Origin of the sequence: Streptomyces sp. CBMA123 (assembly GCF_014596465.1) — a bacterium.
Classification (GTDB): Bacteria; Actinomycetota; Actinomycetes; order Streptomycetales; family Streptomycetaceae; genus Kitasatospora.
The window spans coordinates 1-25,014 of sequence record NZ_MECK01000033.1; the positions used below are offsets into that span (position 1 = coordinate 1).

At 74.4% G+C, this 25,014-nt stretch carries 19 protein-coding genes; 9 read left to right on the forward strand and 10 right to left on the reverse strand.

Going from position 1 to position 25,014, the window contains the following annotated elements; genetic code table 11:
• A partial coding sequence (locus BG452_RS05910) for a sensor histidine kinase (protein ID WP_262985979.1) occupies nucleotides 1–1,944 on the reverse strand: 1,944 nt, incomplete at its 3' end.
• Between the two features lie 414 nt (nucleotides 1,945–2,358).
• On the reverse strand, nucleotides 2,359–3,705 hold the full coding sequence (locus BG452_RS05915) for an acyl-CoA dehydrogenase family protein (protein WP_411292883.1): 1,347 nt from the start codon (nucleotides 3,703–3,705) through the stop codon (nucleotides 2,359–2,361).
• A gap of 427 nt (nucleotides 3,706–4,132) precedes the next feature.
• Here BG452_RS05915 and BG452_RS05920 point away from each other — a divergent pair, with 427 nt between their 5' ends.
• The 3 genes from BG452_RS05920 to BG452_RS05930 all read left to right on the forward strand — a co-directional run bounded on the left by BG452_RS05920 (nucleotide 4,133) and on the right by BG452_RS05930 (nucleotide 9,473).
• Nucleotides 4,133–5,209, forward strand: coding sequence for a GAF domain-containing protein (locus tag BG452_RS05920; protein ID WP_188303099.1), 1,077 nt, complete (start codon nucleotides 4,133–4,135; stop codon nucleotides 5,207–5,209).
• A 322-nt stretch (nucleotides 5,210–5,531) separates the two neighbouring features.
• Nucleotides 5,532–7,121, forward strand: coding sequence for a lipase maturation factor family protein (locus BG452_RS05925; RefSeq protein WP_223241817.1), 1,590 nt, complete (start codon nucleotides 5,532–5,534; stop codon nucleotides 7,119–7,121).
• Nucleotides 7,122–7,325: 204 nt separating this feature from the next.
• A complete protein-coding gene (locus BG452_RS05930; RefSeq protein ID WP_188303100.1) occupies nucleotides 7,326–9,473 on the forward strand; it encodes a hypothetical protein in 2,148 nt (715 codons plus the stop codon).
• A 117-nt stretch (nucleotides 9,474–9,590) separates the two neighbouring features.
• Here BG452_RS05930 and BG452_RS05935 read toward each other — a convergent pair whose 3' ends face one another.
• Together BG452_RS05935 and BG452_RS05940 are read right to left on the reverse strand one after the other, a co-directional pair.
• Nucleotides 9,591–10,610, reverse strand: coding sequence for a transglycosylase SLT domain-containing protein (locus BG452_RS05935; RefSeq protein WP_188303101.1), 1,020 nt, complete (start codon nucleotides 10,608–10,610; stop codon nucleotides 9,591–9,593).
• A gap of 49 nt (nucleotides 10,611–10,659) precedes the next feature.
• Nucleotides 10,660–11,466, reverse strand: coding sequence for a helical backbone metal receptor (locus tag BG452_RS05940; protein ID WP_223241816.1), 807 nt, complete (start codon nucleotides 11,464–11,466; stop codon nucleotides 10,660–10,662).
• A gap of 142 nt (nucleotides 11,467–11,608) precedes the next feature.
• On the opposite strand from BG452_RS05940, the gene BG452_RS05945 reads away from it, so the two are divergent.
• Genes BG452_RS05945 through BG452_RS05955 form a run of 3 tightly spaced genes read left to right on the forward strand, consistent with a single transcriptional unit; the run spans nucleotide 11,609 to nucleotide 14,634 of the window.
• Nucleotides 11,609–12,709 (forward strand): ABC transporter substrate-binding protein, encoded by a 1,101-nt coding sequence (locus BG452_RS05945; RefSeq protein ID WP_188303102.1) that lies wholly within the window; start codon nucleotides 11,609–11,611, stop codon nucleotides 12,707–12,709.
• 3 nt (nucleotides 12,710–12,712) lie between these two features.
• The gene (locus BG452_RS05950; RefSeq protein ID WP_188303103.1) at nucleotides 12,713–13,801 is read left to right on the forward strand and encodes a FecCD family ABC transporter permease; all 1,089 of its coding nucleotides are present in this window, start codon (nucleotides 12,713–12,715) and stop codon (nucleotides 13,799–13,801) included.
• Nucleotides 13,798–14,634, forward strand: a complete 837-nt coding sequence (locus tag BG452_RS05955) for an ABC transporter ATP-binding protein (protein ID WP_188303104.1) — start codon at nucleotides 13,798–13,800, stop codon at nucleotides 14,632–14,634. The genes BG452_RS05950 and BG452_RS05955 overlap by 4 nt, the downstream gene beginning before the upstream one ends.
• Here the strand turns inward: BG452_RS05955 and BG452_RS05960 are convergent.
• The 4 genes from BG452_RS05960 to BG452_RS05975 all read right to left on the reverse strand — a co-directional run bounded on the left by BG452_RS05960 (nucleotide 14,628) and on the right by BG452_RS05975 (nucleotide 19,331).
• On the reverse strand, nucleotides 14,628–15,587 hold the full coding sequence (locus tag BG452_RS05960; protein WP_188303105.1) for an L-tyrosine/L-tryptophan isonitrile synthase family protein: 960 nt from the start codon (nucleotides 15,585–15,587) through the stop codon (nucleotides 14,628–14,630). The two genes, BG452_RS05955 and BG452_RS05960, sit on opposite strands and share 7 nt — an antisense overlap.
• A gap of 79 nt (nucleotides 15,588–15,666) precedes the next feature.
• Nucleotides 15,667–17,025: a cytochrome P450 family protein gene (locus BG452_RS05965; RefSeq protein ID WP_188303106.1), complete on the reverse strand. Its 1,359-nt coding sequence runs from the start codon at nucleotides 17,023–17,025 to the stop codon at nucleotides 15,667–15,669.
• Nucleotides 17,026–17,100: 75 nt separating this feature from the next.
• Complete coding sequence (locus BG452_RS05970; protein ID WP_188303107.1) at nucleotides 17,101–18,477, reverse strand: MFS transporter; 1,377 nt, start codon at nucleotides 18,475–18,477, stop codon at nucleotides 17,101–17,103.
• 290 nt (nucleotides 18,478–18,767) lie between these two features.
• Nucleotides 18,768–19,331: a sigma-70 family RNA polymerase sigma factor gene (locus BG452_RS05975; protein ID WP_188303108.1), complete on the reverse strand. Its 564-nt coding sequence runs from the start codon at nucleotides 19,329–19,331 to the stop codon at nucleotides 18,768–18,770.
• Nucleotides 19,332–19,386: 55 nt separating this feature from the next.
• Here BG452_RS05975 and BG452_RS05980 point away from each other — a divergent pair, with 55 nt between their 5' ends.
• Nucleotides 19,387–19,680: a zf-HC2 domain-containing protein gene (locus BG452_RS05980; protein ID WP_188303109.1), complete on the forward strand. Its 294-nt coding sequence runs from the start codon at nucleotides 19,387–19,389 to the stop codon at nucleotides 19,678–19,680.
• A gap of 316 nt (nucleotides 19,681–19,996) precedes the next feature.
• Here the strand turns inward: BG452_RS05980 and BG452_RS05985 are convergent, their stop codons facing one another.
• Entirely contained in the window at nucleotides 19,997–20,935 is a 939-nt protein-coding gene (locus BG452_RS05985; protein WP_188303110.1) for a hypothetical protein, read from the reverse strand.
• Nucleotides 20,936–21,220: 285 nt separating this feature from the next.
• On the opposite strand from BG452_RS05985, the gene BG452_RS05990 reads away from it, so the two are divergent.
• Nucleotides 21,221–22,480, forward strand: a complete 1,260-nt coding sequence (locus BG452_RS05990; RefSeq protein ID WP_188303111.1) for a cytochrome P450 — start codon at nucleotides 21,221–21,223, stop codon at nucleotides 22,478–22,480.
• Between the two features lie 142 nt (nucleotides 22,481–22,622).
• Here the strand turns inward: BG452_RS05990 and BG452_RS05995 are convergent, their stop codons facing one another.
• Nucleotides 22,623–23,318, reverse strand: coding sequence for an N-acyl homoserine lactonase family protein (locus tag BG452_RS05995; RefSeq protein WP_188303112.1), 696 nt, complete (start codon nucleotides 23,316–23,318; stop codon nucleotides 22,623–22,625).
• A gap of 299 nt (nucleotides 23,319–23,617) precedes the next feature.
• On the opposite strand from BG452_RS05995, the gene BG452_RS06000 reads away from it, so the two are divergent.
• The gene (locus BG452_RS06000) at nucleotides 23,618–25,012 is read left to right on the forward strand and encodes a CoA transferase (protein ID WP_188303113.1); all 1,395 of its coding nucleotides are present in this window, start codon (nucleotides 23,618–23,620) and stop codon (nucleotides 25,010–25,012) included.
• Nucleotides 25,013–25,014: the final 2 nt, after the last annotated feature.

Sequence of the window (25,014 nt, forward strand, 5' to 3'; positions counted from 1 at the left end):
GGCGCGGGAGCGCGCCGGTGAGGCGCCGTCGGCCTCGCCGGAGCGCGGTCCGGTCGGGGCGGCGTGGGCCCCGTACGGCGCGGACGCGGCGGGCGGAGCCGACTGGGGGAACGGGGAAGGGGCCGGCGCGACGGGCGGCATCATGGTGCCGGGCGCGTTGGCCTCGCGGAGCTGCTCGGCGAGGCTGGCGTTGCGGACCCGCTGCGGCAGGATCCGCGGGGTGCGCAGTTCGCCGTCCGGGCCGTGCTCCACGTGGTCCTCCTGCGGGCGTTCGTGGCTGGGAGCGACGTCCGCCGGGAGGCCGGCGGTGAGGTCGGCAGCGGCATCGCCGGCGCCGTCGACGACGTGCTCGACGTGCTCGACGGGCGCCGCGTGCGCGGCACCGAGCTGCGCGGCGAGTTCCGCCGACGGACCGGTCGGCAGGTCGTACGGGCGCGGCATCGCGGGCCGGGGGACCACCACGGCCCCGGGCAGTCCGGGGATCTCGGCACCGACCGGCAGCCCGGAGTCGTCGGGGGCGGTCCCGCCGCCCTCGCCGTCCTGCCGCGCGAGCAGCTCACCGATGATCAGACCGCCGCCCGCCGCACCGGAGTCGACGGGAGGCACCTCGGGAGCGCCGGCACCGACAGGGGTACCGGTACCGACACCGGCATCAGCAGCCGGCGCACCCCCGAGCAGCCCGCCGAGCACTCCCGCGAGCGCGCCCGTCAGCTCCTCGTCGACCTCACCGAAGTCCCCGTCCGACGGCCGCGGTTCGGGCACCGGGGTGCGGGTGACCCGCGCGCCGGACGGCAGTCCGGGCACCGCCGCGGGCTGTTCGGCCTGCTCCAGCAGCGCCGCGGGCACCAGCACCACGGCCCGGGTGCCGCCGTAGGGCGAGGGCCGCAGGGTGACCTGGATGTCGTGCCGGGCGGCCAGTCGCGCGACGACGAACAGGCCGAGCCGCAGGTCGTCGCCGAGCGCGGAGACGTCCAGCTCGGGCGGGTTGGCCAGGTAGTCGTTGAGCCGCTCGTACTCGTCCTCGGTCATGCCGAGGCCGCGGTCCTCCACCTCGACCGCCAGGCCCTTGGGGACCTCCTGCGCGGCGACCTGCACCTGGGTGTACGGCGGGGAGAAGGTCGTACCGTTCTCGATCAGCTCGGCGACCAGGTGGATCACGTCGGCGACGGCCTGTCCGCTGAGCGAGGCGCGCGGCACGCCCTGGACGACGACCCGGGCGTAGTTCTCGGTCTCGGAGACGGCGCTGCGCAGCACGTTGACCACGGGCACGGCGTTGCGCCAGCGCCGGGCGGGCAGCGCGCCGCCGAGGATGACCAGGTTCTCGGCGTTGCGCCGCATCCGGGTGGCCAGATGGTCGACGGCGAACAGTTCGCGCAGCAGCTCGGGTTCCTCGTGCTCGCGCTCCAGCGCGTCGAGCATGCTGATCTGCCGGTGGATCAGGATCTGGGTGCGGCGGGCGATGTTGAGGAAGACCTTCTTCGTCCCCTCGCGGCCCTGGGCCTGGTGGACGATGGCGGCGACGGCGGCCTGCCGGACGGCGGCCAGGCCGTCGGAGGTCTGCTGGACCTCGTCGCCGACCCGCCGGGAGGGCGTCCAGGTGGGCGGGGCGGGCACCGGCTCTCCGGCGCGCAGCCGGCCGACGACCTCGGGGATCTCCCGCTGGGCGAGGGCGAGGGTGTCGGTGCGCAGTCCGGCCAGCCGGGCGGAGAGGGCGCGGGCGGCCCGGATGCCGCGGACCAGGCTGACCAGCAGCACCAGGGAGACGACGGCGGTGCCGGCCAGTAGTGCGGTGCGGTGTCCGGCGTCGCGCAGCAGGTAGGCGGCGTAGCCCCAGGCGGCGGCCAGGCCCAGGCTGGGGACCAGCACGAGGGCGAGGAGCGAGCTGCGGAGGGAGCCGGACCGGCCGGCGCGGTGGCCCGTGTGGGGGGCCGATATGCCTGGCATCTGATTCCTTGCTGCAGGGCCGAGTTGCAGGCCGGGTCTCGGGGCCGAACGGCGGGTCGGCCCCGAGCGGCCCGGCCCGGGCTTCAGGGCGCCGAGGCCGGGGTCGCCGGACGGGGTGACGTGGTGTCATCGTCCGGGCGGGGTTCAGCGCGGCCGCCGACGGCAGGAAACCTATCAGTCCCAGGTGCCCTCATCGCAACATCAACTGACGACATGTGAACGGTTGCTGGCAGAACCGGTCGGTCCCGGTCGGAGTGTTCGCCGACGGATCGCCGCAGTTCAGCGCGGGCGGTGCGAAGCGGGAGCGGCCCCCGGTGGGCCGGGTGGGCCTTCCGGGGAGCCGTCAGGAACAGGTCAACAGTCGTTGTACCGAGAGTTCGCCGCCGTCCGGGTGGCGGTCCCCAGGGGCCGGTCTCAGCTCGCCGCGGAGATCGGCACCACCCGGGCACCCCGACCGCCCAGCCCGAGCTGGCCGCCCTGTCCGAGCTGGCCGCCCTGCCCGCCCGCGCCGCCGCGCCCGTAGCGCCGGTCCGCCGACGGCGCCTGCGACTCCCGCTCGTTGAGCTCGGTCCAGGCCCAGCTCGTCAGTTCGGACAGCTCGGCCGACCACTGCCTGCCGTAGGTGCCCGCCGCCACCTGCCCGAGCCGCAGTTTCTGCACGTCCGAGGTGCCGGCCGGGGCGTAGATGTGGGTGGCGTCCCGGAGGTAGCGGATGACGTGGTGCTCCTCCTGGGTGCCGCGGGCGGCGAAGATCTCCATCGCCTGGCGCGCCGAGTCCATCGCGTACTCGGTGTTGACGAGCTTGGCGTTCATCAGCTCCGCGTCGCAGGCCTTGCCGTGGTCGAGCAGGTGCGAGGCGTGGTAGGCGGCCAACTTGGCCGTCATCAGCCGGGACTGCATCTCGCCGAGCTTCAGCGCGATGCTGTTCAGCTGGTTGACCGGCTTGCCGTAGAGCACCCGCTCCTCGGCGTAGCGCACGGTGTCCTCCACCACGGCGACGTGGATGCCGAGGGCGACGGCACCCAGGTTCAGTCGGCCGTACAGGGTGGAGGAGGAGTAGGCGACGTCGAGGCCCTGGCCCTCCTCGGCGAGCCGGTTGCCGACGGGGATGCGGCAGTCCTCGAAGACGAGCTCGCCGAAGCTGAAGCCGTGCAGGCCGCCCTGGGTGCCGATGGTGCCGGTGCGGAAGCCGGGCCGGTCGCTCTCGACCAGGAAGGCGGACAGTCCCTTGCTGCCCCGGTCGGTGCGGAAGACCACGCCGTGGACGTCCCCGATGTGCGAGTTGCCGACGAACACCTTGCGGCCGTTGAGGACGTACTCGTCGCCCTCGCGGCGGGCGGTGCCGCCCATGCCGAGCACGTGGCCGCCGGACTCCGGCTCGGTGACCGCGATCGTCGGCAGGGACTCGCCGGAGGCGAACTTCGGCAGCCACTCGCGCCGTTGGGCGTTGGATCCGAAGTGGATGACCTTGGCGACGCCGAGCTGCGAGGCCTGGGCCATCGCGCCCATCGCACCGCTGACCCGGGCCAGCTCCTCCACGATGATGGTCTTGGCGAGGTGTCCCAGCCCCAGTCCGCCGAACTCGCGCGGGATCGTGACACCGATCCAGCCGCGGCGGGCGATCTCCCGCGACAGTTCGAACTCGATCTCCCGGTCGGCCTCCATTCTGGCCACCTGAGGACGCACCTCCTTCTCCGCGAACTCACGCACCTCCGCCCGGAGGCTCTCGTGTCGTTCGTCGGTGAAGTAGTCCATCGCCATGCTTGGTCCTCTCATTCCAGTGGTGTCGTGCCTCCGTTCGCGCCGTAGATGCCGCTCCGGCCGTTCCCCCAGGGAGATCGGGTGGGGGTGTGGGGTGTGGCGGTGCCGATCGCTTCGAAGCCATCGGTGCATGCGGACCTTGGGCCGGGGTCTCCCGTGGAGCCTGGGGGACTACCGTCCGTGTCTTCGGCAGGGCTCATTGTCATATGTGCACATGGGGTCCACACATAGTTGATCTTGGAATGGCGGGATTCGGCCCACCCCGCCGCCGGAGGGTTTTGTCATGGCTCCGGGTGGGGATTGACCTTCCCCTCCTCCCGCACCCGTCCGCGTGGTCGCTCAACTGCTGCTTTGACTGTTCATCAGCAACGGGGGTGATCCGTCCCGGTAGCACCGCGGCGCCCGGATGTCTGATTACATGTGCGCCATGACTGATGTGATGAGCACTCAAGGCCAGTTCCCGGGTGCTGCCGGGGAGTCCGAGCGGACCCGCAGGCTGCGCAGCCTGGGCCTCAACGAACCCTCCGCAGACGAGGCCTTCGACCGCTTCGCCCACCTCGCAGCCAGCATCACCCGCGCTCCCATCGCGATGGTCAACTTCATCAACGACGAGCGCCAGATGTTCCGGGGGCTCTACATTCCGCCAAACTCCGGTGAAATCGCGGCCGAAGAAGGCGCTTCCTGGGCGGACCGGGGGATCGCCTTCGACCTTCCCACCCGGCAGATGCCGATGAGTCACGGCTTCTGCCCGCACGTGGTCGCCCAGCGCTCACCCCTCGCGCTGGACGACATTCTCGCCTACCCCCGGTTCGCCGGGAACCCGGTCGTGGACGAACTCGGTGTCCGGGCCTACCTCGGCGCCCCGCTCGTCGACGACACCAACACCGTCATCGGCACCGTCTGCGTCCTCGACCGGGAACCCCGGCAGTGGGGGCGCGAGCGACTGCGCGACATCCAGCACCTCGCCGAGGCGCTGCTCTCCGAGATCCGGCTGCGCGACAACCTCCTCGCCCAGCAGCAGGAGATGTTCGCCGCCTTCGACGGCTCCCCGTTCCCCATCATGCTGACCGACGGCCCCGGCCAGGAGATCCGCTACGCCAACGCCCAGCACGCCGACACCTTCGGCGCCCCGGTGGCGTACGGCTCGATCGGCACCGCCTACCCGCAGCTCGGCGCGGCCGGCCTCCAGCAGGCCGTCGCGGAGGCGTACCACACCGGTCGCGTCACCGCCCTCAACGACGTCCGGATCCAGTCCGGCCGCCCCGAGGCGCAGCGCATCCAGCAGATCTTCAGCTTCACCTGCACCCCGCTGCGGGTCGCGCGCACCGGCCAGGTCAACGGCGTCCTCACCGTCGGCATGGACGTCACCGCCCAGTCCCGCACCGAGGAGGAACTCGGCACCCTGGCCGCGCTGCTGGTCGACCGGCTCCAGCAGAACGGCGCCGCCACCCCGACCGGCCGACCGGGCATCGCCAGCGGGTCCGGACTCGTCCTGCCGAGCTGAGCGGCCGACCGCCGCTCGTGCGCGGCACCACGGCCCCCGGCCGTACCCGCCCACCGCACCACCCGTACCGCCCACCACCGTGGCGGGGCGCCTCTCACCCCCGAGGAGAGGCTCCCCGCCACGTTGCCGTTCCGGGGCGGACGCGGCCGGCCGTACCGCCTGCGGCAGTTCGCCCGAGGCCGTACGGCCTGAGGTAGTTCACCCGAGGCCGTACGGGCCACGGCGCGTCGCCCCGGCCGAGCGGGTGAACCGTCCGTCGCCCGCACCCCGGGCCGGGCCCGGCCGCGCGCCGCCGGTGGTAGGCATGGGCCGCATGGACTGGATGGACTGGTTCGCCGCCCCCGACTACTGGTTGAGCCGACTGCTCGTCCAGCGCCTGCTCGCCGGCCTCTACCTGATCGGATTCCTCGCCGCCGCCGCGCAGTTCCGCGCCCTCATCGGCACCCACGGCATGCTGCCGGTGCCCCGCTTCACCGCCCGGGTCCCGTTCCGCAGGGCACCCGGCCTCTTCCACCTCCACTACAGCGACCGCTTCTTCGCCACCGTCGCTCTCACCGGCGCCGCGCTGGCCGCCGCCGTCGCGGCCGGGCTCGGCGACGAAGTACCGCTCTGGGCGTCGATCCTGCTCTGGGCGGTGCTCTGGGCCCTCTACCTCTCCATCGTCAACGTCGGACAGACCTGGTACTCCTTCGGCTGGGAATCGCTGCTGCTCGAAGCCGGCTCCCTCGCCGCCTTCCTCGGCAACGCCGACACCGCGCCGCCCACCCCCGTGCTCTGGCTGATGCGCTGGCTGGTCTTCCGGGTCGAGTTCGGCGCCGGACTGATCAAACTGCGCGGTGACAGCTGCTGGCGCGACCTGACCTGCCTGCGCTACCACCACGAGACCCAGCCCATGCCCGGACCGCTCAGCTGGTTCTTCCACCACCTGCCCGACCCGCTGCACCGGGTCGAGGCGGCAGCCAACCACGTCGTCCAACTCCTCGTCCCGATCGGCCTGCTGCTCCCGCAGCCGGTCGCGAGCTACGCCGCCTGCGCCGTGATCGCCACCCAGCTGTGGCTGATCGCCTCCGGCAACTTCGCCTGGCTCAACTGGCTCACCGTCGTCCTCGCCCTCGCCGCCGTCGAACCGGGCCGCCTCGGCCTGCCCGGCCACGTCCGGAACCTCCCCGGTGCGCCCGTCTGGTACCAGGCGCTGGTGGCCGCGGTCACCGCCGCCGTCCTGGTGCTCAGCTACTGGCCGGTCCGCAACCTGCTCTCCCGCGGCCAGGTGATGAACCGCTCCTTCAACCGGCTGCACCTCGTCAACACCTACGGTGCGTTCGGCAGCGTCAACCGCCTGCGCCAGGAGGTCGTGATCGAGGGCACCGACGAGGCCGTCCTCACCCCGCACACCGTCTGGCGCGAATACGGGTTCAAGGGCAAACCCGGCGACGTGCGCCGCCTCCCGCGCCAGTACGCCCCCTACCACCTGCGCCTGGACTGGCTGATGTGGTTCGCCGGCATCTCGCCCGCCTACGCCCGGCCCTGGTTCCTGCCCTTCGTCACCCGCCTGCTGGCCGGTGACCGCGCGACCCTGCGGCTGCTGCGCCACAACCCCTTCCCCGACGCCCCGCCGACCCACGTCCGGGCGACCCTCCACCTCTACCGGTTCACCAGATGGCGCGAACTGCGGGAGACCGGCGCCTGGTGGCACCGCACGGCGCTCCACGAGTACCTCGCGCCGGTCGACCTGCCCACCCTCGCCCGGGCCGGCCACCACCCGCCGCCCGGCCGTCCCCCGCCGGACAGCCCCGCCCGGGGCCTCCGCGCCGTTCCCCTGGACGGGTTGCGGCGACCACGCCCACCCCGCACGGAGCACCCGGGCCACCCGTCCGGACCACCACCGCACCACCCGGGTGGACCTCCCGAGTAGCGGCCAGGCGGGCGGTATGGCACACGACACCGACCCGTCCCGGCGGTGGGTGCGTGCAAGGCTCGAACGGGCACCCGTATTCTGGGCGTCCACACCCGGCGGCCCGACCGCGCGCCCCCCGGTCCCGCCCCAGGGGCCCCGCGCACCCGGTCCGTCGCCCCCTCGCCGTCAGCCCCGCCGTCGTCGCCCAGAACCGGACCTCACATGACAGTGCTTCACTCGCGCAACGCCGACGCAGCCGACCCGGCGGACGTCGCCGACGCCGCAGACGTCAAGGACCCCCAGGACGCCGCTGCGGAGCCCGACCTCCGCGAGGATCTCGGCCGCTACGCCGAACTCGGGGCCTTCACGCTCAGCGCCGACACCCACGCCTGGTACGCGGCCGTCGACACCGTCGCCACCCCCGAGGACGCCCGCGCCGCGTCCACCGCGCTCGCCGAACTGCGCGGCCGCGACCTCCAGCAGACCTGGGAGGCCGTCACCGCCCTGGCCGCCGACGTCAAGCTGGACGAACCCGACACCGTCGCCAAGACCGTGCTGCTGGTCGAGATGCTCCAGCGGGTGCGCCGCACCTCCGCCATCCTCACCAGCGCCGCCTACGACGCCGACCTCGTCGCCCTCGCCGCCGCCACCGCCGACAGCACCTGGCGCCGCGAGAACGGCGTCAAGCTCTCCTGGCTGCGCGGCCGCTCGCTGCGCAAGCAGGCCACCGCCCTCGCCCACGAACGCAAGGTCCGCCGCGAGGACCTGCACGAGGCACTCACCTCGGCCGAGATCGAGCGCCGCGCCTGGGCCGCCATCGCCCCCGCCGGCACCCTGCCCAACGTGCCGGCCGACGGCGACCTGGTCGAGCGCACCGCCCAGGCCTTCGAACCCATCAACACCGGCCTGCGCGACCTCGCCCGGCTGCTGCCCGACCACGACCTGGACGGGCTCGCCTTCACGGAACTCGCCGACCTGGTCGAGCGGCTCGCCGCCGACGAGGGCACCCTCTACCGCCTGCCCACCATCCGCGGCCTGCGCGCCACCCTCGAGGAGGCCGGCCTCGCCGACCTGCTCGCCGAACTCACCGCCGCCAAGGCCGACCGCCGCGCCGCCGAGGCCGCGTACGCGGCGCGCCAGGCGCTCGCGGGCGGGCAGCGGGACGGGCTGGCGGCGCCGGTGGCGGAGGAGGCCGAGGTCGCGGGCGAGGTTGCGGACGATGTGTCGGTCGAGGCCGAAGCGGAGACCGAGACCGAGGTCGAGCCGTCCGGGGCCGAGCCCTCCCAGGAGGAGGCCGAGGCCGCGGCGCGTCAGGCGCTCGCCGGTGGGCAGCGGGACGGGTTGACGGAGGAGACGCCGGCTCCGGTGGCGGTTCCGGTCGAGGAGACCGCTGAGACCGCTGAGGCCGCTGCCGAGGTTGACGCCGCTGCCGCTGCCGCTGCCGAGAACGAGGTCGAGGTCGAGGCTGAAGCCGAGGCCGTCGAGGCGGCGTCGGGCGCGGACGCGGACGCCGCCGAGACCGAGTCGGCTGCGGTGGAGGAGGAGGAGGCCCCGGCTGCCGTGGTCTCCCTTCCGGCGCCCTCCCCGGCCGCTGACGACCTGGTGGCCGCCGCGACCGCAGCGCTGGCCGAGGCCGCAGCTGCGGACGAGGTCGCGGCGGAGCCGGAGGCAGTCGAGGAGCCTGCCGCTGAGATCGTGGTCGAGGCTGAGGTCGAGCCGGAGGCGGTCGCCGAGGTGCCCGCCGTCGAGGCTGCTGAGCCGGAGGTCGTCGCGGTCGTCGAGGTTGACGAGTCGCCGGTCGAGGTCGAGGCCGAGGTCGAGGCCGCCGAGGAGGTTCCGGCCGTGGTGGCCGAGAACCCCGCCGCCGAGGCCGAGGAGCCGGACCTCGTCGTGGAGGCCCCCGCCGCCGAGGTGGCGGAGCCGGTGGTCGAGGCCGAGGTCGCCGAGGAGGCTCCGGCTGTGGTGGCTGAGGAGCCCGAGGTCATTGCCGAGGCGCCCCCCGTCGAGGCCGAGGCCGTTGAGGTGGAGGAGCCGGCCGTCGAGGCCGAGGCCGTTGAGGTTGACGAGCCGGCCGTCGAGGCCGAGGAGCCCGAGGTCGTCGCCGAGGTCGTAGCGCCCGAGCCCGAGGCCGAGCCCGTCGCCGAGGTGCCCGCCGCCCGTTCGGAGAAGCCGGACTTCACCCCCGGCCGGCCCGTGACCGCCTACTCGGCGGAGGAACTGCTCGCCGTCGTCCGCTGGATCGACGCCGACGGCACCGGGCGGAGCGATGACGAGTTGCTCCGTGCGGCGATGAAGGAGCTGGGCTTCGCCCGCCTCGGCCCCCGGATCAAGGAGGCGCTGGGCGCCGCCGTCGCCGCCGCGCGCGGCTGACCTCCGGGCAGCAGCCGGAGCCGCAGGGCCCGGGACGCACTGGCGTCCCGGGCCCTGTGTCGTGCGGCCGCGGTGTCGTACGGCCGTGGTGTCGTAGGCCGTGGTGCGGGGAGTCGGTCAGCCCGCCTTGTTCCAGGGCTGGGAGGCCATCAGCGCCTTCACGTTGGAGACGTAGGTCGGGTTCGGGATGTCCAGGCTGCCGACGACCTGGCCCGTGGCCGGGTCGGTGACGGTGTTGTAGTGGACGTTGCCCGCGCCCGCGTTGTACGCCGAGACGACCAGGTCCAGCAGCGGCGTCTTGCCGGTGGCCGGGTCGGGGGAGAGGTCGTACGTGCCGCCGAAGGAGGAGTCGCCGTAGTAGGCGACCAGCCAGTCGAGCAGCTGGGTGCCGAGCTGGACGTTCCCGGCGAGCGTCTTGGGGTCGGAGGTGGTGCCGTACTTGCCGTTCATCCAGGCGACGGTGTTCGGCATGACCTGCATGGTGCCGATCCCGCCGTCGCAGGCGAGGATGCCGGACTGCCAGCCGCTCTCCTGCCAGGCGATCGCCTTGACCAGGTTGACGGGCAGCGCCGGGAGCTTGTCGGTGCCGCCGGAGCTGAGGGTGAGCACCCGGGCCTGGCCGGCCGCCGAGGTGAGCGCGGTGGCGACGGAGGCCTTGGGCTCGTCCGGCTGCGGCTTGCTGGGCTGGCAGCCGCTCTGCAGCGGTGGCACGTGTCCGGCCGGCGGCGCGGGCGGCGGCGGGAGGGCGACGGCGCCGGCCTTGGCGGTCGGCACCGGTGCGGGGATGGCGGGCTTCTCGACGGGCGGCTGGGTGGCGGGTGCGCCGGCCGCGTTGCCGCCGCCCTTGGCGTTGCTGGCCTGGGCGTTGGGCGTGGACTTCGCCGACTTGCTCGCGCCGGCGCTCGGGCTGTGCGAGGCGGTGGGGCTCGCGGAGGCCGAGGCGCTCGGGGTGGCGTCGGCGGACGGGCTCGCGCTCGCGGTGTCGCCCGGCGTGGCGGTGGCCGCCGCGAGCGTGGTGCCCGGTGCCGCGTCGGGGTGCTGGTCGGCGCTCTTGGTGCCGCAGCCCGCCAGGACGGCGGTCGAGACGGCGACGGCGGATACCAGCACGGTGGTCCGCCGGGTGGCGCTGGATTTCATCTGTGGTCCCCCCACTTGTCACCGGTGATCCCGGAGAGTGGCGGTCATCCTATGGTGCGATCGTTCTGCCCCCGGCGAACGGGTGGTCGATCGCCTGCCGGAGGACGGTCGGAGCGGTCACCAGGGACGGTCCGTACCAGGTCAGATGCCGTCCGCTGACCAGCGCGGCCGGGACGCCGGGGAACGCCTCCGGGCCGTCCTCGGCGGTGAAGCGGTACGGCTCGTCCGGCAGCACCACCAGGTCCGGACGGCTCGCCAGCAGCTCGGGCAGCGGCACCGCCGGGTAGCGCTCGGGGTGCCCGGCGTGGACGAGCCGCAGGCCGAGGCGGTGCAGCAGGTCCCCGGCGAAGGTGTCGCGGCCGAGCACCATCCACGGGCGGCGCCAGATCGGCACGATCGCCCGTGGGCCGTCCGCCGTCGGCCGTACCTCGCGCCAGGCCGCCTCCGCCTCGTCCAGCCAGGCCGGGCGGGGCAGTCGGCAGGCGAGGGTGAGCAGCCGGTCCAGGGAGCGGAAGGCGCCGTCCAGGGTGCGGATGTCGGTGACCCAGACCGGCACCCCCGCCGCCCGCAGCGCGTCCAGGTCGGGGCGGCGGTTCTCCTCGTCGTTGGCGATCACGAGGTCCGGGGCGAGCGCGAGGACGCCCGGCAGGTCGGGGTTCTTGGTGCCGCCGATCCGGGTCACCGCCAGCCCGGCCGGGTGGCTGCACCAGTCGGTGGCGCCGACCAGGAGACCGGGTGCGGTGGCGGCGACGGCCTCGGTCAGCGAGGGCACCAGTGAGACCACCCGGCGCGGCGGCCGTGGCCCGAGTCGTACCGGCAGGCCGAGGTCGTCGCGCGGGTCGGAGAGCTCTGGCATCCGGCCACCCTACGCGCGGCCCCGCGTACGGGGCCGTCAGAAGTCCCGGAAGTCCGGGGAACCCACCGGAGCCCCGGCCCGACTACCTGGTCCGGGTCCGCAGCGCGGGTCCCCAGCACGATCACCGACCAGGAGAGTTCTCATGCGCCCTCGCGTCGTCTGCGGTATCGCGGCCGCCGTCGCCCTGTTCGCCACGGCCTGCGGAAGCGGCGGAAGCAGTGGTGGCGGCACCAGCGCCGCCGTCACCGCCCAGGCCGGCCCGGCCGGGAGCTACCCCGTCACGGTCGCCGACTGCGCGGGCAAGGAGACGACCATAGCCAAGGCCCCGACGAGGATCGTCACCAGCAACGCGGCGAGCCTGGAGATGCTGCTCCGACTCGGCGCGGGCGACCGGGTGATCGGCACCGGCTTCCCGCCCGGCAAGGGCACCCTGCCGGCGGCGCTGGCCGAACAGGGCGCCAAGGTGCCGGTGCTCGGCGACAAGTCCGTCCCCAAGGAGAAGCTGCTCGGCTCCGGCGCCGACCTCTACGTCGACACCTTCGGCGCGATGCCGATGATGGGCGGCGCCACCGGGCCCACCGAGGCGGAGTTCGCGGCGGCCGGCATCCAGCACGTCTACCTCCTCTCCACCGCCTGCGCCGGCACCCCGAAGGCCGCCAAGGCGCCGCGCACCGACCTCGCCGGGGTCGAGGACGACATCCGCCGCCTCGGCGCCGTCACCGGCACCGGCGCCCGCGCCGAGGAACTCGTCAGCGGGATGGAGAAGCAGATCGGCGAGGTCCGCACCGCGCTCGCCGGGGTCCCGGAGGACAAGCGGCCCGGCTACTTCGTCTTCGACTTCGACGCCGGGACGAAGCAGCCGGTCGCGGTCTGCGGGCGGCAGGTGGCCAACGCCGTCATCACCCAGGCCGGGGCCCGCAACGTGTTCGCCGACTGCGACGCCGACTTCAAGCCCGGCTCCTGGGAGGACGTCGTCGCCAAGAACCCGGACTGGATCCAGCTGGCCGTGCGCAACCGGGGCAGCGAGGAGGCCACCCGTAAGGCCTTCGACGACGCCGAGGCGTTCCTGCGGAGCTTCCCGGCGACCCAGGGCCTCAAGGCCGTCCAGGAGGGGCACTTCGTGCGGCTCGGCTCCGAGGTGACCACCATCGCGGGCGTGCGCAACGCCGACGCCGTCCGGCAGATCGCGGCCACCGTCCACCCGGACCTCGTCAAGCCCGGCCCCGTCGAGAACGGGCAGTAGCAGGTGACTTCGGCAGTCCAAGCCGAGGCCCCGGACGCCCGGCGCCCGGCCCGCACCCTGCGGGCCGGGCCACTGGCCGGGGCACTCGCCGTCGCCCTGGTGCTCGCGCTGACCGCCGCCGTCTCCTTCGGCTCGGTCGACATCCCGCCCGGCGAGGTCTGGTCGGTGGTCGTCCACCACCTCACCGGCCGGGCCCCTAAACCCGGCACCCGCGACCTCATCGTCTGGCAACTGCGCGTCCCCCGCGCCCTGTTGGCGGCCGTGGTGGGCGCCGGACTCGGCCTGGTGGGCACCGCCGTCCAGGCCCTGGTGCGCAACCCGCTCGCCGACCCCTACCTGCTCGGCATCTCCTCCGGCGCCTCCCTCGGGGCGGTCGCCACCATCGTCCTCGGCACCGCCTTCGGCCTCGAACTCTCCTTCGGCAGCGCACTCGGACTCACCGTCTCCCTGGCGGCCTTCGCCGGCGCGCTCGGCGCGTTCTCCCTGGTCTGGCTGCTGGCCCGGCGCGGCGGCGGCTTCTCCCCGCTGCGGCTGGTCCTGGCCGGCATCGGCATCGCCCAGTTCCTCGGCGGCATCACCAGCTACCTCGTCCTGCAGACCAGCGACGAGCAGCAGACCCGGGGCGTGCTGTTCTGGCTGATGGGCAGCCTCGGCGGCGCCGTCTGGGCCCAACTCGCCATCCCCGCCGTCGCCGTGGCGCTCGGCCTGGCACTGCTCCAGGCCCGCGCCCGGGGGCTCAACGCGATGCTGATGGGTGACGAGACGGCCGCCGGGCTCGGCGTGGACGTGACCCGGCTGCGCCGCGAGGTGTTCGTCGTCACCAGTGTGCTCACCGGGGTGCTGGTCGCCGTCTCCGGGGCGATCGGCTTCGTCGGACTGATGGTGCCACACGTCTGCCGGCTGCTCGTCGGCGGCGACCACCGGCGCCTGCTGCCGCTGTCCGCCCTCACCGGGGCCGTCCTCCTGGCCGTGGTCGACACCGTCGCCCGCACCGCCCTGGACGGCCAGGAACTGCCGATCGGCGTGGTCACCGCCGTGCTCGGCGCCCCCACCCTGCTCTACCTGCTGGACCGACGACTGGAGCGCAGTTGAGGATCACCGTCGAGGACCTGAGCGTCGCCCTGGCCGGCCGTACGGTGGTGGCCGGGGTCCATCTGGTCGCCGAGGAGGGGGAGATCGCCGGGCTGGTCGGACCCAACGGCAGCGGCAAGTCCAGCCTGCTGCGCACCGTCTACCGGCACCTGCGGCCGAGCGCCGGGCGCGTGCTGCTGGCGGGACAGGACCTCGCCGCGCTGCGGCCCGCGCAGTCCGCCCGGCACATCGGCGCGCTGCCCCAGGAGCGCGGCGGAGACTTCGAGTTGAGTGTGCGCGAAGTGGTGGCGATGGGCCGTACCCCGTACAAGCGGGCCTTCGCGGCCGACGACTCCGAGGACCACCGGATCACCGCCGAGGCACTGGCCCGGGTCGGCATGAGCGCGGCCGCCGACCGGCGGTTCGCCCAACTGTCCGGTGGCGAACGGCAGCGGGTGCTGCTGGCCCGCGCGCTCGCCCAGCAGCCGGACGTCCTGGTGCTGGACGAGCCGACCAACCACCTGGACGTCCGGCACCAGGTCGAACTCCTCGCCCTGCTCCGGGAACAGCGGCGCACCACGCTGGTCGCGCTGCACGACCTCAACGCCGCCGCCTCGGTCTGCGACCGGCTCCACGTGCTGCACCGCGGCGCCCTGGTGGCCTCCGGGGCACCGCGCGAGGTGCTGACTGCCGAGCTGCTGGCCGAGGTCTTCGGCGTACGCGCCGCGGTGGTCGAACACCCGCTCACCGGTGACCCGTTGATCGCCTTCGACCACCGCTCCCCGGCGGACTCCGTGGTGCCGCAGCCCGGGGGTCAACGGCAGCCCGGGGTTCGGCGGCTCGGGGTTCAGTAGCCCTCGTAGTGGCTCGGCCGGCCCTCCCGCAGGACCGGCCGGCCGAGCCGCGCCGCCTCTTCGTTGCGCCGCAACTCCCATCCGCCGTCGGCCCGGTGGAGTACTGCCGAGTGCCAGGGCGTCATCCAGGCGTCGGGTGTCGCCAGCAGCCGGATGCCGAACTTCGGCGCGCCGGCCGGCTGCGGGTGGATCGACAGCCGCACCGACCGGGGGTGCTGCTCGGCGATCAACGCGCCCCAGGCGCGGCTGCGCTGGATCACTCCGTAGGCGCGGCGGCGGCAGTCCCGCTGCAGGGCGGAGCGGGTGCCGGGGAAGTCCACGGTGTCCTCGGTGAGGAAACGGGTGATGCCGCGGTAGAGCCGCAGGGTCTCCTGCTCGGTCACCACCTGCTCGCGCAACTCCTCGACGCTCGGCGCGTACCGCTCGTGGACCCGGGCGCGCTTCTCGTCATACGGCAGGTCGCCGAGCACCGCGCGCAGGTCGAAGGTGTCCAGGTGGCGGAGGTCCTCACGCCGGATCATCGCGGTCAACTCGTCGGAGTACTCGTCTATGTGTTCGTCGGGAACGTTGATCAGGTCGCCGAAGATGTGCCCGTCGGAGCAGATCAGCATCCGGGCGCCGGGCGGGTGGATCCGGCCGATCCTGGTGCAGAGGTCGTCGAGGAAGGTCAGGGACAACCGCTCGCCCTCGTCGGGCAGATGGCCGAGCACCTTCGCCGGGTTCGGCGACTTGCAGGGGAAGCCCGGCAGGGTGAACACGATCGGCTCATCGGCCTCGATGTAGTCCGCCAACTGGGCGAGCTGGAAGGGGAAGTGCTCGGGCCGGGCGTCGAACTCAGGGTCCGAGGCGCGGCGGTGCGGAAGCAGCAGGCCCAGGATGCGGGCGGCGAGCTGAGCCGGCGACCGCTGCTCGGGGGCACTGGTGACGACGGGGGCGGTGCCGACGGGCGGCATGATGGATCTCCTCCACGGGTGACGGGCGATGGATGGCGGGTGACGGGTGACTGACGACTGATGGCGGATGGGCGGGTGCTCAGCCTCGCCGGTCGTAGGCGACCGGCAGCCGGTTCACCCCACGGGCCAGGACGGCGGGGATCCAGGTGAGTTCGTCCAGGCCGTCCCCGGGCGCACCGGCGGGGCGCAGTCCGGGCAGCCGGGTGAGCAGGGTGCCGATGGCGATCTGGAGTTCGGCCCGGGCCAGGGCGGCGCCCGGGCAGTAGTGGACGCCGTGGCCGAAGGCGAGGTGGGCGTTCGGGGTGCGGTCGAGGTCGAGGCGGTCGGCCTCCGGGAACTGCGCGTCGTCGCGGTTGGCGGCGCAGAGCGAGACGATCACCGAGTCGCCGGCCGGCACGGTGGTGCCGAACAGCTCGCTGTCCTCGGCGAAGAACCGCCAGGTGGTCAGCTCGAACGCGGCGTCGTGGCGCAGCAGTTCCTCCACCGCCCGGGCCAGTCGGCCGGGCTCGTCGAGGCCCGCGCGCAGCGCGTCGAGCTGCTCGGGGTGGCGCAGCAGGGTGATCAGCATGGTGGTGATCTGGTTGGTGACCGGCTCCTGCCCGGCGACCAGCAGCTGGAACACGATCGAATCCAGCTCCTCGCGGCTCAACTCGCCCGCGTCGTGGGCGGCGACGAGCCGGCCGAGCAGGTCCTCGCCCTCGTCCCAGCCGGGGGTGCGGCAGTCGGCCCCCTTGCGGGCGACCACCTCGGCGATGTACGTCTGCAGCCCGCGCAGCCGCGCCTCGTACGCCGGACGGCCCGGGTCCTGCGGGCCGACCGGCTGCACCACCTTGCCCCAGTCCCGGTCGAAGCGGGCGGCCAACTCGGCGGGCAGGCCGATGACTTCGGCCAGCACCCGGAAGGGGTAGTGGGCCGCGAAGCCCGCCACCAGATCGGCGCCGCCGACGGCCGGCAGCTCGTCCACCAGGGCGTCGGCGAGTTCCCGCAGGCGCGGGCGCAGGGCCTCCACCCGGCGCGGGGCGAAAGCGTCCAGCACCAGGCGGCGCATCACGGTGTGCTTGGGCGGATCCTGGTGCAGCAGGTGGACCTGGAGCTGGGAGTGCTGCGGCTCCGGCATGATCGACGCGAGCCGGCGCCATTCGTCGTTGCCCAGCGCGTGGTTCTTGCCGAGCCGGGGGTCGTTGAGGGTCGCGTGGGCGGCCTGGTAGCCGGTGACCAGCCAGGCGTGGATGCCGCTCGGGAACTCCACCCGGTGCACCGGCCCGGCCTCGCGCATCCGGCGGTAGAGGGGGTACGGGTCGGTCTTGTAGGCGGAGCCGTACAGCGGGACGGGGCTGGGGAGTCGGTCGCGGTCGTAGCCGTACGGGCAGCGCGCGGCCTCGGACTGTGACTCGGACGGGGCGTCGGGCGTGGCAGGGGTGTGGGCGGTGTCGGTCATGGGTGTGCTTCCTCCGGTGAGGGGGACGAGTCTGTGCGGCCCGGCTCTCGGGCCTCAGGCCTCAGGTGTCAGGCCTCAGGCCTGCGGACGGCGGCGGTGCAGCGCGAGCAGCGGCACGGCGGTGACGGCAACGGTGGCGGCCAGGGCGATGCCCACGTGGGTACCGGTGGTGGCGCGGTCGCCCGCCAGGGCGGCGGCGGTGGCCAGGGCCGGGCCCAGGGCGAAGCCCAGGCTGCGGGAGAGCTGGACGGCGGAGCCGGCGGTGGCGAGTTTCCCGGGCGGGGAGGCGGTCATCACCAGTGCTTGGGTGGGGCCGCCGTTGAGGCCCATTCCGGCGCCGGCCAGGGCGAGCCGGGCGGCGATGTCGAGGCTGGACCAGCCGGTGTTCACCGGGATGAGCAGCGCCAGGCCGCAGGTGGTGACGGCGGCGCCGGTGAGCGCCGTCGGCCGGGCGCCCCAGCGGTCCGCCAGCCGTCCGCCGACCCGTCCGGCCAGCACCATGCCGAGCGGGAAGGCCAGCATGGTCAGCGCGGTGGCGGTGGCGCTCTCGCCGTGCGGGCCGCGCAGGTGCTGGACCAGCAGGTACTGGCAGGCCGCGAAGCCTGCGGCGAGGGCGAGCACCGAGGCGTTCACCCCGGCGGTGCCGGCGGCCCGCAGCACCTCGGCGACCGGCCGCCCGCCCGGGCGGCGCAGCCACAGCAGTACCAGCGGCGCGGCGGGCAGTGCGAGCAGCAGCCACTGCGGGGCCGTCGGCGCCAGGGTGAGGCCCAGCAGGACGGCCGCCACGGCCGCGCCGATCAGGGCGGCGTCGCCGAGCGAACCCCGCTCGGGCAGCCGCAGCCGGCCGCCGTGCGGGGCGTGCCGGCGCACGATCAGGACGGTCGCCAGGCAGATCGGCAGCTTGACCAGGAAGACGGCCCGCCAGCCGAAGTGGTCCAGCAGCAGGCCGCCGACCACCGGACCGGTGACGGCGCCGAGCGGCCCCAGCGTCGCGGGCACGCTCATCGCCCGCCCGCGCAGCTCGGGCCGGACGGAGGTCGCGGCCAGCACCGGCATCAGTACGAACAGCACGGCCCCGAAAGCACCTTGCAGCAGCCGGGCGGCGATCAGCCAACCCGCCCACGGGGCGAGGGCGGCCAGCACGCTGCAGGTCGCGAAGCAGCTGACCGCGAGCAGCAGCGCGGGCCGGGTGCCGACCTGGTCCAGCCATCGGCCTGCGGGCAACAGCAGGGCTATGAGCGGGAGTTGGTAGCCGAGTACGGCCCACTGGGCGACCCCGGCGGAGACGTGCAGGCCGGCGGCCAGGTCGGTGAGCGCCAGGTTGACCACGTTCATGTCGAGCATCGCGACGAACGAGAGCAGCCCGGCGGCCACGACCAGGCTCCACCGGTCGACCGGCTCGATCTGACGGTCAGTCAGGTCGGGCGTGGTCGAGGGGTCTTGTGCTCGCATGAAGGTCCTCCGTTCCCCCGTTGCCGTACCGGCACCGCCTCGGCGGCGGTGTCCGGTACAGCAGTCGGAGGCGGGAGGGCTCCAGTTCCGAACACTTGGGGGATTTTTTCCGGGCGGTCGGGCGGGCGGGCGAGCGGGTGGGAGAGGGCGGCGGGGTGGGTGTGGCGAGTGGCGGGCAACAGGCGACAGGCGGCAGCGAACAGCTGACAGAGTTCGAAATCTGTCAGCTGTTATCTGCCATCTGTTATCTGTTTGCTGTCATCTGTCATCCGCTCCCCGCCGCGCGGCGCTCAGCAGGCCGCCGCGAGTTCCCCGGCCTCGGCGGCCCGCAGGCGCGCTATCAACTCCTCCCGAGCCCGGGCGACCCGGGAGCGGACGGTGCCGACCGGGCACCCGGCGACCTCGGCCGCCTCGGCATAGCTCAGGCCGACCACCTGGGTCAGTACGAAGGCCTCCCGCCGCTGCGCGGGCACCCGTTCGAGCAGGTCCCCGAGGGCGATCCCGTCCTCGAACCCGGCCGCCGGGGTGCCGCCCTGCCGTTCCGCCGCCTCCTGCCAGTCCGGCAGGGCGGCGCAGCGCGGCCGGGCGGCGGCCATCCGGTATCGGTCGATCACCGTGCGACGGGCGATCGACAGCAGCCAGGTGCGGGCCGAGGAGCGGCCGGCGAAGGCGGGGAGGCCGCGCAGGGCCCGTAGGAAGGTCTCCTGGGCGAGGTCGTCGGCGGACTGGACGTCGGTGAGGTGGGCGACGAAGCGCCAGACGTCCCGTTGGGTCGCCCGGACAAAGGCCTCGACGTCCGCCGCCCGGCCCGAGCGGGCGGTCAGCGCGAGCGCGGTGAGCTGGTCGTCATCCACGGCGGCCGCCGGTCCGGCCGGTCCCGGCCCGATCGTGGTGCGGGACGATGGTCGTATGAGATGCGCGCAGTTCCGTACCGCTCTGTCCGCCCGGCTGGACGGCGAGCCGAGCGGCCTGCCCGGCACCCGGCTGGACAAGCACCTGGCGCGCTGCACCGGCTGCCGGGACTGGCTGGACCGGGCTCAGCGACTGCGCGCCCAGGTACGGGCCACCGCCGTCGACGGGCCGGCACCGGAGTGGGCGGCCGGGCTGTCGGCCCGGCTGGGACTGGACGGTCCGGTCGGCCACGCGCCGGAGGGGCCGGAGCCGTCGGAGCGCCGGGAGGGGCCGGAGTCGTCGGAGCGGTAGGACGGTGGCGCCGGCGAGAACCGGTGCGCCGTCGAAGTGAGGCATGGGAAGGTCCCGAGGGGAAGGCAGGGGGCGGCGCCGCGCACGGCGGCACCGCAGGCGTCCATGGGCCGGTCGCGCGGCGCACCGCACCTCCCGGGGGAGTAACGGCGGAAGCGGACTCGGGCCCGAGCCCTGTCGGTACGGCGGCGCGGAACGCGACGGCACTGGACGTGGCGGCGCGGGGGCACGACGGCGCGGCAGGGCGACCTGCCCGACGCCGAGGTCCCGGAATCGGCCGGAGTCCGGCCGGAGGGGGAGGAGCGCGTCGGGCGCGTCAGCAGGCGAGGGCGAACGCCGGCGGTCCGCGCCGGACCACGGCATGCGTGAGCAGCACCGACCGGGGCAGCCGGGCCTGCCGGTCGGCGGGCCGGGGCGCGGCCGGCGGCCGGCACCCGAGGGGCCGCGCGAACAGCGTCAGCAGCGGGAGCAGCAGTGCCCCGGCGACCACCGCCCCGAGCGCGGCGAGCAACTCGAAGACCCGGACCAGCGCGGCATCGCCGCGCCAGAGCAGCAGGGCGCAGGCGAGCGCCGCCAGCACGTGGGCGAGGGCCATCCCGGGCGACATGCCGTGGGCCATCCCGTGGGCCATTCCCCCGGTCATCCCATCGGTCATCCCATCGGGCATTCCGCCCGACATTCCGCCCGACAATCCGCCGGTCATCCCGTGTGCCGACGCGGGGCCGGCCCCCGTGGGCATGACGTGCGACATGCCCGTCATCCCGGGCAGCCCCATGTCCATGGCCATCCCGTCGGCCGACCCCGCCGCCCCGTGGTGCATCCCCGTCATCGGGCGCAGGGCGCCGGCGGCCGGGGGCACGTCCGGGTCGATGCCCGCCATCCGGGCCAGCTCGACGGGCGAGAGCCCGCCGGCCGTCCGGTCCGGATTGCAGAGCAGCAGCGCGGCCCAGTCCGTGGTGGCGAGCTGCCGGAGGCCACCGCCGCCGCGGCCGAGCGTCCCGGCGTGTTCGAACAGCAGGTGCAGCGCGCTCTGCGCCGCGACCATCCAGACGCTGATCACCCCGAGTCCGCGCCGCGTCCCGGCCAGCAGCCAGGTCAGTCCGAGGACGGCCCCGAAGGCGCAGAGCAGCACCGGTGGCGAGACCCCGGCTCCGGCCATGGCGACGTGCGCCGTGGCGGCCATCGCCACGCACAGCGCGGCGAAGACCGCGGCGCGCAGCAGGCGGATCCGGTCGGTCATCACGATGGCACTCATCGTCGCACCCGCCACCTCCCGCCCGTACCGCACCCTCCGGTGATGGCCGGTTCCGGCCCGTGAGACCATGCCCGGCCCGTCAGCTCAGCGGATCAGCCGCTCTTAGCACTGCTTCACGGAGCCGTCGATCCGGCTTGACACGCCTACCTCCTTCTCACTAAAAGTGCACACTCCGGCACTGACTGTGCGCGCCGGAACGAATCCGCGTGGAAGCACCGGACACCGTCCGAGCGGAAGCGCCGGACACCGGAAGCACCGGAAGCACCGGAAACAGGAGGCACGGCCATGGACACGCCGACGAAGCTCCCCACCCCGACACCGGGCACCCCCGACCTCACCGACCCCCGCTTCTGGCAGCTGCCCGCCCCCGCCCGCGCCGCCGCCTTCGCCGAGCTGCGCCGCCTCCCCGCCCCGGTCTACTTCGGCGACCGGGCCACCGGCCGGGGCTTCCACGCCCTGGTCCGGCACGCCGACGTGGTCGAGGCCAGCCGCACCCCCGCCGTGTTCCGCTCCGGACCCGGCGTGACCACCCCCGAACCGGCCCGGTGGGTCCGGCTGCTGTTCGGCGACTCGATGGTCAACCTCGACGACCCCCGGCACGCCCAGCTGCGCCGAATCGTCTCCCGGGCCTTCACTCCGCGCCTGCTCGGCCGGGTCGAGGAGGACGCCCGGCGCATCTGCACCGCCCTGGTGGACGGAGTCGAACGCGACCGGCCCGAGGACTTCGTCGGCGCGGTCGCGGGCGAACTCCCGTTCCAGGTGATCTGCACCATGATGGGCGTCCCGGAGCGCCCCCGCCGCACCATCCTCGAACTGGTCAACCGCACCTCCGAGGACATCGGGGTGGCCCGTCCGCTGCGCCGACGGCTCCGGATGCCCGGGCGCGGGCTCGCGGCGCTCGCCCGGATGCAGGGCATCGTCGCCGCGATCGGCCGCGAGCGCCGCCGCCGGCCGGCTGAGGACCTGATCTCCGCCCTGGTGACCGCCGACCTGGACGGCCGCCGGCTCACCGGCCGCGAGCTGGGCGCCTTCTTCTCCCTGCTGCTGGTCGCCGGGGTCGAGACCACCCGCAACGCGCTCGCCCACGGTCTGCACCTGCTGACCGTCCACCCCGAGCAGCGCGCGCTGCTTCTCGCCGACCTGGACGGACGGCTCGACGGCGCGGTGGACGAGATCGTCCGCCACGCCACGCCGATCGTCCAGTTCCGCCGGACCGTGGCCGTCGACCACGAGCTCGGCGGGCCGGGCGGCCCGCTGCTGCGGGCGGGGGAGAAGGTCGTGCTGTACTACGGCTCGGCGAACCGGGACGAGACCGTGTTCCCCGACCCCGACGCCTTCGACATCACCCGCACCCCCAACCCCCACCTCGGCTACGGCGGGGGCGGACCGCACTACTGCCTCGGCGCGCACCTGGCCCGGCAGGAGATGACGACGCTGTTCCGCGAGCTGTTCACCCGGCTGCCCGAGGCGCGGTCGGTGGGCGAGCCGGTGCTCGCCCCGTCCAGCTTCGACCACCGGGTCCGCTCGCTGCGTTTCACCTTCTGAGCCCGCTGATCCCGCTGAGCCTTCTGAGCCTTCTGAGCCCGATGAACCGGCTGGGCCGGCTGAAGCCGCTGAACCCAGCCGTTCCGTCGGAACGGGTCGGAAACCAGTCGGTAGCCGGTCGGAACCATCGGGACCATCGGGACTAGACGGACAGCTCCCACACCGCGTGGTCGTGCGCGAACATCACCTGCCGCGGCCCGTGCTCCGAGACCCGGTCCAGCCAGGGCCGGAAGCCGGGCAGCGGCGCCGCGACCCCCTCGCGCGCCGCCTGCCGCGCCAGCACCGCCTGACCGTACTCGGAGGCGAAGTCGTACGCCTGCCCGGCCAGCAGCACCGTGCAGTCGTCCAGCCGTTCGACCAGTAGGGACTGGTGGCCATCGGTGTGCCCGGGGGTGGGCAGCACCCGGACGCCGGGCCAGACCTCCGTCTCGCCGTCGAGTTCGCGGTGGACGGCGCCGGGGAAGTCGACCAGCCCGTCGATGGTGTAGTCGCCGCGCCGGGCGGCGGCCAGTTCGCGGGCCTGGACGAGGACCGGCGTCCCGGCGAACAGCGGGTTGCCGCCGCAGTGGTCGAAGTGCAGGTGGCAGTTGACCACCAGGTCGATGTCCGAGAGCGCGACGCCGGCCGCGGCGAGCGCCTCCGGCAGCGGGCGGCGGACCGGGCGGTAGTGCGCCTCGGTCTCCGGTGAGCCCGCGCCGATCCCGGTGTCGAACAGCAGCAGCCCCTCCGGGCTCCGGATCAGGTACGCGAGCACCGGTTCCACGCGCGGCTCCGGGCCGCCCACCTCGGCGGCCGGCCGGACGATGTAGCCCAGGTCGAGACGGCGGATCGTGTGCATGCTCCCCCTTGTCGCTCCGCCCCCGTGCGGCGGCCGAGGCGGCCGCCCTTCGCACCCTATCCGGCGGTTGCGAGCCCCCGCCGGGCGTCCGTCTGTCCGCTCGTCAGGCCCGCTCCCAGCTGCGGGAATCCCGCTCGGCGGAGGGGCTGACGTACGGTGCGGCGCCGTGCCGCGGCCCGGTGGCGGCGGTCCGCGGCCGCCGGAGCAGCGCGGGGGCGCGGAGACGGGTACCAGCGTGCGGTGGTGTGCGGTGGTGTGCGTCACGGCGGGTGCGCGGGATGCGGAGCACAATGCCCGGCATGACCGATCGTCCGACTTCGCCCGAGCACGGGCCCGCCGACCGCCCCACCGCCGATGTCTGGGCCGCCCTGGGCGGACAGGCCGACCTCCTGGATCGGGTGGCCTTCCAGGGGCCCCAGGACGGCCTGCCCTCCGGTCTGCCGGTGGGCCGGCTCGCCCGGGCCACCGTGGCCGCCTGTTCGTTGGCGGCGGCCGAACTCGCCGCACACCGGGGCGGCGGGCCCGTCCCCGCGGTACGGGTGGACGAGGGCGCGGTCGCCACCTCCTTCGTCAGCGAGCGGCACCTGGAGATCGACGGCCGCAAGCCGGTCGGTTTCGCCCCGCTCTCCGGTTTCTGGCGCACCGCCGACGGCTGGATCCGCACCCACGCCAACTACCCGCACCACCGCGACCGGCTGCTCACCGTCCTCGACCTCGCCCCCGACGCCGGGCCCGAGCAACTCGCCGGGGCGCTCGGCAAGCTGCCGGGCGAGCAGGTGCAGGAGCGCGCGTATGAGGCGGGGGCGCTCGCGGTCGCCGTCGCGCCGGTGCGTGCGTCCGTACATCCCCTGGTGGAGTGTCGGGAGATGGGCACCGCGCCCGTCCGTCCGCTCGCCGCCGCCCCGGCGGACCGGCCCGCCGCCGGGATCCGGGTCCTCGACCTCAGCCGGGTGATCTCCGGACCGGTCGCCACCCGCACCCTCGCCCTGCTCGGCGCCGACGTGCTGCGGATCGACTCGCCCCGGCTGCCCGAGGCCGAGGACGCCCACACCGACACCGGCTTCGGCAAGCGCTCCACCCGCCTCGACCTCGCCGACCCGACCGACCGAGCCACCTTCGAGCGACTGCTCGACACCGCCGACGTGGTCGTCAACGCCTACCGCCCCGGCTCGCTGGATGCCCTCGGCCTCGCTCCCGAGGCGCTGTTCGCCCGCCGGCCCGACCTGATCCTCGCCCAGATCTGTGCCTGGGGCTGGACCGGTCCGTGGGCCGGCCGCCGCGGCTTCGACAGCCTGGTCCAGGCCGGCGTCGGCATCGCCGCCCACGAGGCCGGCCCCGACGGCCGACCCGGCGCCCTGCCCGCCCAGGCGCTCGACCACGGCACCGGCTACCTCCTCGCCGCCGCCGTGCTGCGCGCCCTCACCGAGCAGCGCACCCACCGCCCCGGCGGCCGCCACCTGCGCTTCTCCTTCGCCGGCACGGCCTCCTGGCTGCTGCACGGCATCCCGGCCGAACCGACCGACCCGCCGCACCCGGACGCCGGGCGGTACGAGGCGGCGCGCTGGCTCACCGAGACCGACTCGGCGTACGGGCGGCTGCGGTACGCCCTGCCGCCGATCGGCTACGCCGGCGCACCCACCGACTGGGCCGCCCCGCCCGGGCGCTGGGGGGCGGACGCGCCGGTCTGGCGCTGAGC

Coding starts and splice junctions, on each gene's coding strand:
- BG452_RS05970 (WP_188303107.1), bottom strand. CDS start 18,477: ATGCGAGCACAAGACCCCTCGACCACGCCCGACCTGACTGACCGTCAG.
- BG452_RS05920 (WP_188303099.1), top strand. CDS start 4,133: ATGACTGATGTGATGAGCACTCAAGGCCAGTTCCCGGGTGCTGCCGGG.
- BG452_RS05990 (WP_188303111.1), top strand. CDS start 21,221: ATGGACACGCCGACGAAGCTCCCCACCCCGACACCGGGCACCCCCGAC.
- BG452_RS05985 (WP_188303110.1), bottom strand. CDS start 20,935: ATGAGTGCCATCGTGATGACCGACCGGATCCGCCTGCTGCGCGCCGCG.
- BG452_RS05935 (WP_188303101.1), bottom strand. CDS start 10,610: ATGAAATCCAGCGCCACCCGGCGGACCACCGTGCTGGTATCCGCCGTC.
- BG452_RS05915 (WP_411292883.1), bottom strand. CDS start 3,705: ATGGCGATGGACTACTTCACCGACGAACGACACGAGAGCCTCCGGGCG.
- BG452_RS05965 (WP_188303106.1), bottom strand. CDS start 17,025: ATGACCGACACCGCCCACACCCCTGCCACGCCCGACGCCCCGTCCGAG.
- BG452_RS06000 (WP_188303113.1), top strand. CDS start 23,618: ATGACCGATCGTCCGACTTCGCCCGAGCACGGGCCCGCCGACCGCCCC.
- BG452_RS05930 (WP_188303100.1), top strand. CDS start 7,326: ATGACAGTGCTTCACTCGCGCAACGCCGACGCAGCCGACCCGGCGGAC.
- BG452_RS05945 (WP_188303102.1), top strand. CDS start 11,609: ATGCGCCCTCGCGTCGTCTGCGGTATCGCGGCCGCCGTCGCCCTGTTC.
- BG452_RS05940 (WP_223241816.1), bottom strand. CDS start 11,466: ATGCCAGAGCTCTCCGACCCGCGCGACGACCTCGGCCTGCCGGTACGA.
- BG452_RS05995 (WP_188303112.1), bottom strand. CDS start 23,318: ATGCACACGATCCGCCGTCTCGACCTGGGCTACATCGTCCGGCCGGCC.
- BG452_RS05980 (WP_188303109.1), top strand. CDS start 19,387: ATGAGATGCGCGCAGTTCCGTACCGCTCTGTCCGCCCGGCTGGACGGC.
- BG452_RS05960 (WP_188303105.1), bottom strand. CDS start 15,587: ATGCCGCCCGTCGGCACCGCCCCCGTCGTCACCAGTGCCCCCGAGCAG.
- BG452_RS05925 (WP_223241817.1), top strand. CDS start 5,532: ATGGACTGGTTCGCCGCCCCCGACTACTGGTTGAGCCGACTGCTCGTC.